Here is an 8,060-nt window from a genome sequence, read left to right on the forward strand (position 1 = left end):
ACGGTGGTGGTTCGGCTGGGCATGTGAGTGGTGGTTCGGCTGGGCATGCGGGTGGTGGTTCGGGGTCGGAGCACGGTGGTTCGGGCGGGCATTCGTCTGAGGGTTCTTCGTCTGGTGGGCAGCATCAGGGTTCGGCGGATCACGGTGGTGGTTCGGCCGGGCACGTGAGTGGTGGTTCGGCTGGGCACGGTGGTTCGGGCGGGCATTCGTCCGAGCAATCGGGCGGCGGGTCCTCGTCACCGAGTCACAGCCGGCCTTCCCCGGATCGGACTTCGTCCGGTGACCACACCGGTGGCGCACACCACGCCGACCAGCCCGGAGCGGATCGGCCGTCCGACCACACCGCCGACCACGCTGCCGACCGTCCCAACGACCGTCCCAACGACCGTCCGGATAACCGCCCCGACGACCGCCCGAGCGATCGTCCTGCCGAGCCGCGTGGCGATCAGGGCGGCGCACCGACCACGGGTCCGGTGCACGGTTCCGGTACGCCCGGTGGTTTCACCACCGGCCCTGTGCACGCCTCCGGCGGGGCGGGCGGGTTCGCCACGGGCCCGGTCCGTCCCCACGAGGGCGGGTCTTCGCAGCCTGCGCACCGCCAGGACGGTCCGTCCGGTGCGCCGCAGCACGACGGGAAGCCCGAGGGCCCGGCGCACACCGACACCGCGTCCGTCGGCACCATGGAGCGCCCGACCGACACCACGCCGCACCCCGCTGCGGACACCCCGTCCACCCCGCCGCCCCGGCAGGACACCAACTCCGCCGCGCCGCCACCCGTCGGTGGCATGCCGCACCCGGCGGGCGGCGTCCCGACCGGCGGCGCCGCGCCGACCGGCGCTGCTCCCTCGCGTGTGCCGCATCCGGCCGACGGGGGCGCGGGCCCCGGGCGTGGCACGCAGTCGGTGAGTACGGGCCCGGTCCGTCCGTCCCGTACTCCGTCGGAGGGCGGCGGCAGTGGTATCCCGGCGCGTCCGGCCCGCGAGACGGGACCGGTGGGCTCGGGTTCGGCGCGCACGCCCCGCCCGTCGGCCGACACCCCGTCGGCGACCCCGCACCGCCCGGACACCCGTACGCCGGACTCCCGTACGCCGCAGCCGCGTACCGCCGAGCCGCGTACGCCGGACCACCGTGCGCCCGAACAGTCCACCCCGCACCACCAGGACGACCGTCCCAAGGCAGCCGGCCACGCCCCCGACAGCAAGACCCCGGACCACAAGACCCCGGACAGCAAGACCCCCGACCACACGCCGCAGGAGCACGCCCCCAAGGAGCACGCACCCGACGACCACAGGTCGCAGGAGCACGCGCCCAAGGACCACGCCCCCAAGGAGCACGCACCCGACGACCACAGGTCGCAGGAGCACGCGCCCAAGGACCACGCCGATCCGGAGCACCAGGCCCCCGGGCACGACGCTCCCACACACGACGCCCCCGGGCACGACGCTCCGGGGCACGACGCCCCCGCGCACGACCGCCCGCTGTCCGACAGCCGCCCGCACGACACCCCGGGCGGGCTGGCGCCGGTCGAACCGCACCACCAGCACGAGCTGGAGAGCCGGATCCCGCGCAACCCGGACGGCACTCCGCAGCGTCACCCGGACCCGCACGGCGACTGGCCGGGCGCGGTCAACGGTGACGGCCACCGCCAGCCGGGCCGCAACAACAACTGCCTCGACGTCGCGCTCTCCACCGCCGACACCTACAGCGGCCACCCCACCGCCGCCGCGCCCCGCAGCCACGACGGCAGCGACGCCGGCGAGCACGGCGGACGCGACCGCGCCGAGCACCAACTCGGCGCGCCCTTCCGCGACCTGGGCAACGGAAAGCAGGCGTACCACCACCTGGAGGACCAGCTCCACAAGTCGGGTCACGGTTCGCAGGCCGTCATCATCACCCAGGACGCCCACGGCCGCGCCCACGCCTGGAACGCCGTCAACCACAACGGCAAGATCACCTACCTCGACAACCAGACCGGCGCCCGCAGCGACCACCCGATCCACGACGGCAAGCACGGCGTCTGGGCCATCCCCCTCGACCCCAACCGCCACCCCCTCCCGGACTCCGGCCACCCGGCCACCGGCCACCCGGACTCCAGCCATCCGTCGAACCACCCGTCGGACCATCCCTCGGACCACTCGTCAAACAAGCCGTCGGACCACCCGACCGGCCGAACCGCCCACCCCGACGAGCAGCAGCACCGCCGCCCGGCGGACCCGGCCGGACTGAAGCGCCCTAACGAGGGCGGTGACGACCAGCAGCACAAGAAGGTGCACACGGAGTCGTCCGACGACCCCAAGCACAAGACCGAGCACGACGGCAGCGCCGACCACACCCCGGATGACAAGGGCAAGGGCAAGGCGACCGACACCGAGCACCCGCGCCACGGTGACGAGCAGGGCACGGATCACCTGGAGAAGGGGGTCCATCCGGACTCGGAGCAGAAGAGGCTGCGCGAGCAGAACCCGGTCCGCTCCGTGGAGATGGACCACGTCTACAAGCAGCTCGACCGCTGGGCTGAGGAGAACCCGCAGCACCTGGCCAAGCTGCTCCAGCGCACCGAGGGCCCCGACGGCCACACGTTCAAGAAGAGCGAGCTGGAGCACGCACTGCCCGGCTTCCGTGACATGCACCCGGGCGAGCAGGGCGCGGTGGTGGCGGCACTCGGCCGGATGAGCCACTCGTTCCACGAGCAGCACGGTGTCGGGGCGAGCCCGGAGCACCGGCAGTTCCCCTACGCGGAGTCGGACAAGGCCGGTCACGACGGCAAGGACTCGAAGGGCAACGACCTGCCCGGGGGCGCCAAGGACGAGAAGTCCCGTGGTGCGGCGGACCACGCGGAGACCAAGACCGACAAGGCGCTCACGGGGCAGAAGGGGATCCGGGACGCGATCAAGTCCGGATTCAAGACCTCGAAGGTGACCACCGCGGTCGAGAACGCGGGCCCGCACCGGCCCGACTTCACGGAGAAGAACTACGCGGTGGTTGAGGTCCGCGACACGAAGACCGGCGAGGTGCACTACGTGGTGGAGAGCTCGGTGCCGCCGTCGGCCGACCGCAAGGGCGTCACGCCGCTGCACTCGGAGCCGCACCTCGGCAACTGGGTCGCCAAGCTCAACGACGAGCACGGGAGCAGCGACAAGAGGTACGAGATGGTGAGCCTCTACACCGAGCGGGAGCCGTGCGGGAAGGGCCCCGGGCACGGCCACTGCTCGGACTACCTGTCATCGAACTACAAGGGCGTTCCCATCTACTACGCCACCGGCTACCGCAAGGGCGACATGCCCGACTACCCGGTCATGGAGCGGCCGGCCGCCGCGCCGAAGAACGCCGACGACGCGACGAAGGCGGCGGCCAAGGCGGAGATGGACAAGTACGACGCGCAGAAGAAGGCGTACGAGAAGGCGTGGCTCAAGGCCAAGAAGGGCATGGACGCCGACCTCAGGCATCACGTCGCCCAGGTGGGCGGCGCCTGGGCGAAGGCCCAGAAGAACGGTCTCGGCCACGGCGCCACGACGGCGCAGCCGCAGCAGAGTCTGAGCCTGCCCTCCAAGCTCGGCCAGCTGGACCTCAACGATAATTCGATGGATGTGGACTGATGACCCGGTGGACGAGGACGGAGAACCCGCGTGAGTCGTGACGAGGCCGCTCTGGCCGCGGCTGTCGAGGAGGCCCGAGGCTGGCTGACCGGCCCGGAACGGGCAGGACGGCTGTATGTCGGGGGGACGTCGGGGGCGGCGCAGGCTGGGAGGACCGCACTGCTGGAGGCGCTCCGGGCGGAGTTCCCCGAGGCGCTCTACCTGGACGCGGGCGGTCTGAGCGCGGAGGAGCTGGTCCTGGGGCTGGTCGAGCAGCTGGATCCGGCGCAGCGCAACGGCCTGGACAGCCTCTACGACCTCGAACGCCTCTTCCGGAGCGACAAGGAGCCCCGGATCGTCCTGGTCGCCAACACCCAGTGGGCGGGGGCCCTGAGCACCAGCGGTGAGCCCGCCCGGGTCGCCGAGGTGCTGACCGCGCTCGGGTACGCCCGGGAGCGTGCCCCGTTCAAGCTGGTCACCGAGGTGGCGTCGGTACCGCAGTCGCCGCCGGCGGGCTGCCGGGTGATCGAACTGCCGGGCGCCTCGCGGTCGGAGATCGCCGAGTCCGTGCGGCAGGGGCTCCCGCCGCGTACCGTCTCGGCCCTGCGCGCGCTGGCCCATGCCCAACTCCGCGCCGTGCCGGTCGAGGCGTGGGCGGCGCTGTGCCGCGCGGCCGAGGTCGAGGCGACCGGCGACGAGCTGCTCGGCTGGGCCGACGAGCTCCCCTGGCTGTCCGTCACCGCGGACGGGCTGATCGGTTTCCGTTCGGCCGCCGTCGCCCCGGCGCTGCGGGAACTGCCCGGAACCGCGAGCGAGTCGGTGCACCGGCGGATGACGGCCGCGCTGCTGACCGGCGCCCCGGCGGACTGGGCGAGCCGATCGCTGCCCGGCCACGCGGCGGCGGCCGGCAGCTTCGACGACCTGCTGGCCGACCCCACCGTCCTCGCCCGGATTCCGCAGGACGCGCTGCTGGAGGGCTTCGGCGTCGGCTACCCGGCCGGCATCGCCCAGGGCAGCGACGCCGCAGCCGTGCACTACCTGGCCGGCTGCGGTCCGGCGGCCGGATCGCAGGGTGAGTGGGTCGCCTGGCTGAGCCACGACGCCTTCACCCGGGGCCGGTCCGAGCGGGCGGCGCAGCTCGCCGGGGCTTCGCCCGAACCGCTGCCGTTCACCACGGCCTGGTCCCGTTGGAGGGCCTCCGGCGACTTCACCCGGCCCGAGGCCGGGCTCACCGCCGACCCCATCGGCGTCGCGGCCGTGTCCTGGGCGGGCAGCCCGGCGGTGTTCACCGAGGACGAGGACGGCAACGCGCTGGTCCGGGCCGCCGCCGACGGAGAGCTGCTGGCCGGTCCGTTGGCGGCCGAGGAGGAACCGGACGAGCTCGAACTGCTCCCCGAGGACTCCCCGGCCGCACCGCGCTGGCTGGTCGAGGCGGACGGGCAGGACGCTGAGGTCTTCGACGCCGGGGACGGACGCCGCCTCGGCGTCCTCCGGCACCCCGGTGCCGAGCAGTTCGGCGTGGTGGGCGACCTCGTGGTGGTGGCGGGCCGCCAGGGGAGCTGTGCGCTGCGGATCGAACCCGCCCACCTCCGCCAGGAGCCGGGCCGCCGGCCGATGCTGTCGGACCTCCCCTACGGCGAGGTCCTGCCGAGGCCGTACGAGGACGTGGAGCGCGAGGACACCCGTGTCCTGCTGGAGCGGGTCTTCCGTCCGGAGGCCGTCCACCGGCTGCGGCTGGCGGACGTCCCGGAGGGAGTCCGGCACGAGCCGACCCGGCGGGTGCTGACCGAGGTCGGCGTACCCGAGGTGGCGGGCCTGATCGGCCTCTGGCTGGACCCGCTGACCGCCGGGGGCCTCGGGCCGCGGCCCTGGGACTCGGTCGAGGAGGCGCAACAGCCCGACGGCAGTGGACCGTTCTACTCCCTCGGGGAGTGGATGGGCTGCCCGCTGCTGCTCGACGGCGCCCACGGCAGGGTCCTGCGGATGCTGCCCGCCGATGCCTCGGAGTGGCAGCACCCCCGTGAACCCCTGGTCGGCACCGACCTCCGTTCGTTCCTCACGATGGTCGCGCTGGAGTCCTGGTACCTGGAGGTCCGCCGCGCCTACCGCGGTCCCGACCAGGACGAGGTGCTCGCCGAACTGAGGCTCCGGCTGGCCGGGACCGACCCCGAAGCGGCGGCCGGCGACTGCTGGGAGTACGCCCTGGAACCGGACAACTGGGGCTGAGCACCGACCGGACCGGGCCCGGGACAGGGCGGACCGGCACCGCCGAGGACCCGAACACCCCGCCCGCGCCGAACACCCCGCCCACGCCGAGGACCCCGGCAGCACCCCCGGCCCCCTGACTCTGGAGACTGCGACGTGACCGACCTGACCACCTACCAGCCGCACCCGTTCATCGGCGGGCGGGCGGCCGCCCTGCGCGAGTTGGCGGGCTGGCGGGCCGGGGGAGCGGACGCACCCAAGGTGGTCCTGGTGACGGGAGACCCGGGCAGCGGACGGTCGCGTCTGCTGACCGGCTTCCTGATGCTGTGCGAGCCCTCCTACCGGGAGCAGTTCGACCTGGCGGCCCTCGATCCTTCCACCGTGCCGCCCGCGGGGCCGGCCGCGCCGATGGTCTTCGGTGCGACCGGGCTGAGCGCCGTCCAGCTCCTGTGGGCGGTGGCCGACGAACTGGGCCTCGCCGCCGAGCGCACCGAGGAGCTGTACCGGTCGCTGGCCGAGCCGAGGGAGGAGCCCGTCCCGGTGGTGGTCGCCGACGTGGACCGGGCCGGGGTGCTGCGGGCGACGGAGGAGCCGGCCAGGGTCGCCGCCGAGGTCCTGCACCCGCTGGCGCTCGCGCCGTCCATCCGGCTGCTCGCCGAGGTGCCGCGCGCGCAGGCGCAGTGGCTGATGGGCGAGCTGCCCGCCGGGCTCGCGGTGCTGGTCGACCTCGACCGGGCCCCGTGGGCGGACGAGGAGGCGCTGGCGCTGCAGTCCGAGTTCGCCACCGCCGGCCTGGGGGTCGATCCGGTCGGCCTCGCGCGTCGGGCCCGGAGCCCGCTGGTGGTCCAGCTCGCCGCGCGCTCGCTGGGAGCGGTACCGCCGGACGGTCCCGTGGCACTCCCCGGCAGCGTCGGCGATGCGCTCGACCTGCACGCCGAGCGCTGCGGGGTGAACGAGCTGACCCTTCGCCGGCTGCTGGCACCGCTCGCCCTCACCGGGCCGGGCGGCGCGCTGCCGTTCGGTCTCTGGGGCCGGCTCGCCTCGGCGGTGGCGGGGAAGGACATGGCCCCGGCACTGGCCGACGGGCAGCTGCTCCTGCTGCCCTTCATCGAACTGGTCGGCGAGGACGAGGAGTCGGCGGTCCGGATCGTCCACCCCGCGGTGGCGGAGGAGGTGCGCGAGCGTTTCGGCAGTGCCGCCCGGGAGGCGCAGCGGCGGATGGCCCAGGCGCTGCTGGCGACTCTTCCCGAAGGCGGCGCCGATCGGTGGGAGGCTGCCGCTCCGTACGTCCGCGAGCAGCTGGCCGGGCACGCGCTGGACGGCGGGGTGCTGCCCGAACTCCTCGTCGACCAGGGCTTTCTGCTGCACGCCGAGCAGGTGTCGCTGCGGGCGGCGGTGGAGCACCTGGTGGCGGCCGGTAACGAACTGCCCGCGCAGGCCCGGACCTGGCTCCGCTTGGCGCCGCTGTTCACCCGTAACGAGGCCGGTCCGCACCTGCGGGCCGCGCTGCTGGAGCACGCCCTCCGCCAGGACGGCCTGCCGGCTGCGGAGTTCGGCCCGGACCTGCCCTGGCGCACGCTCTGGGCCCGCCCGCTCCCGGGGGTCACGGCCGTCACGGCCGCACTCACCCCGGAAGGCACGACCGCTCTGGTGGCCGTCGTCCCCGGCACCGGTGAACCGACCGCCGAGGGCGCCACGGCCGGGCTGGCCGCGTTCGACGCGCTCACGGGCGAGCCGCTCCCCGCCGCCCCGGACGGGCTGACCCGCCCGAGCGCCGAACAGCGGGCCTCAACCGGCCTGGCGCTCAGCGTCGGCGGCGACTACCTGCGGGTCTGGCGCGTGGACGGCGACGGGGCAGCCGGCGAACAGGTCGCCGCGTTCCTGTCGGCGGAACACCTCGCGGGTGCGGACCTGACCCCGGACGGCGTCCTGGTGCTGGCCGACAGCCGAGGCGTCAGTGCCCTGCACCTGACGGCCGCCGCAGCGGCGACCGAACGCTGACCGCGAGGGGCCGGCGCGCTCGGACTCCCATGCCACCCCGGGCACTTGGCCGCCGCGCCGGGCGGTGGTCCCCGGTTCTGCGGTGGCAGCCCCGGGCCGGCAGTCGGGCTGTCCGGGCTGTCCGGGCCGACCGGCCCCCAGGCTGACCCGCCCCCGGGGTGGGCCACCGAATATTCTGGATCATCCATCCGGCTCTTAAGGAGAGCGACCGCGTGACGACCCGTGAGCAGGCGATCGAGGCGGCCCAGCAGTGGATCAACGGTGGGCGGCCGGAGGAGG

3 protein-coding genes are annotated in these 8,060 nt (G+C 74.2%); all 3 read left to right on the forward strand.

What is annotated here, in order from left to right; all coding sequences use genetic code 11:
* The first annotated feature begins 515 nt into the window (after positions 1 to 515).
* The 3 genes from ACFC1R_RS13930 to ACFC1R_RS13940 all read left to right on the forward strand — a co-directional run bounded on the left by ACFC1R_RS13930 (position 516) and on the right by ACFC1R_RS13940 (position 7,781).
* A complete protein-coding gene (locus tag ACFC1R_RS13930) occupies positions 516 to 3,596 on the forward strand; it encodes a toxin glutamine deamidase domain-containing protein (RefSeq protein ID WP_375937782.1) in 3,081 nt (1,026 codons plus the stop codon).
* Between the two features lie 30 nt (positions 3,597 to 3,626).
* Positions 3,627 to 5,801, forward strand: a complete 2,175-nt coding sequence (locus ACFC1R_RS13935) for an SUKH-4 family immunity protein (protein WP_375937785.1) — start codon at positions 3,627 to 3,629, stop codon at positions 5,799 to 5,801.
* A gap of 135 nt (positions 5,802 to 5,936) precedes the next feature.
* Entirely contained in the window at positions 5,937 to 7,781 is a 1,845-nt protein-coding gene (locus tag ACFC1R_RS13940) for an ATP-binding protein (RefSeq protein ID WP_375937788.1), read from the forward strand.
* Positions 7,782 to 8,060: the final 279 nt, after the last annotated feature.

This window comes from Kitasatospora sp. NPDC056138, assembly GCF_042264695.1.
Lineage (GTDB): Bacteria > Actinomycetota > Actinomycetes > Streptomycetales > Streptomycetaceae > Kitasatospora.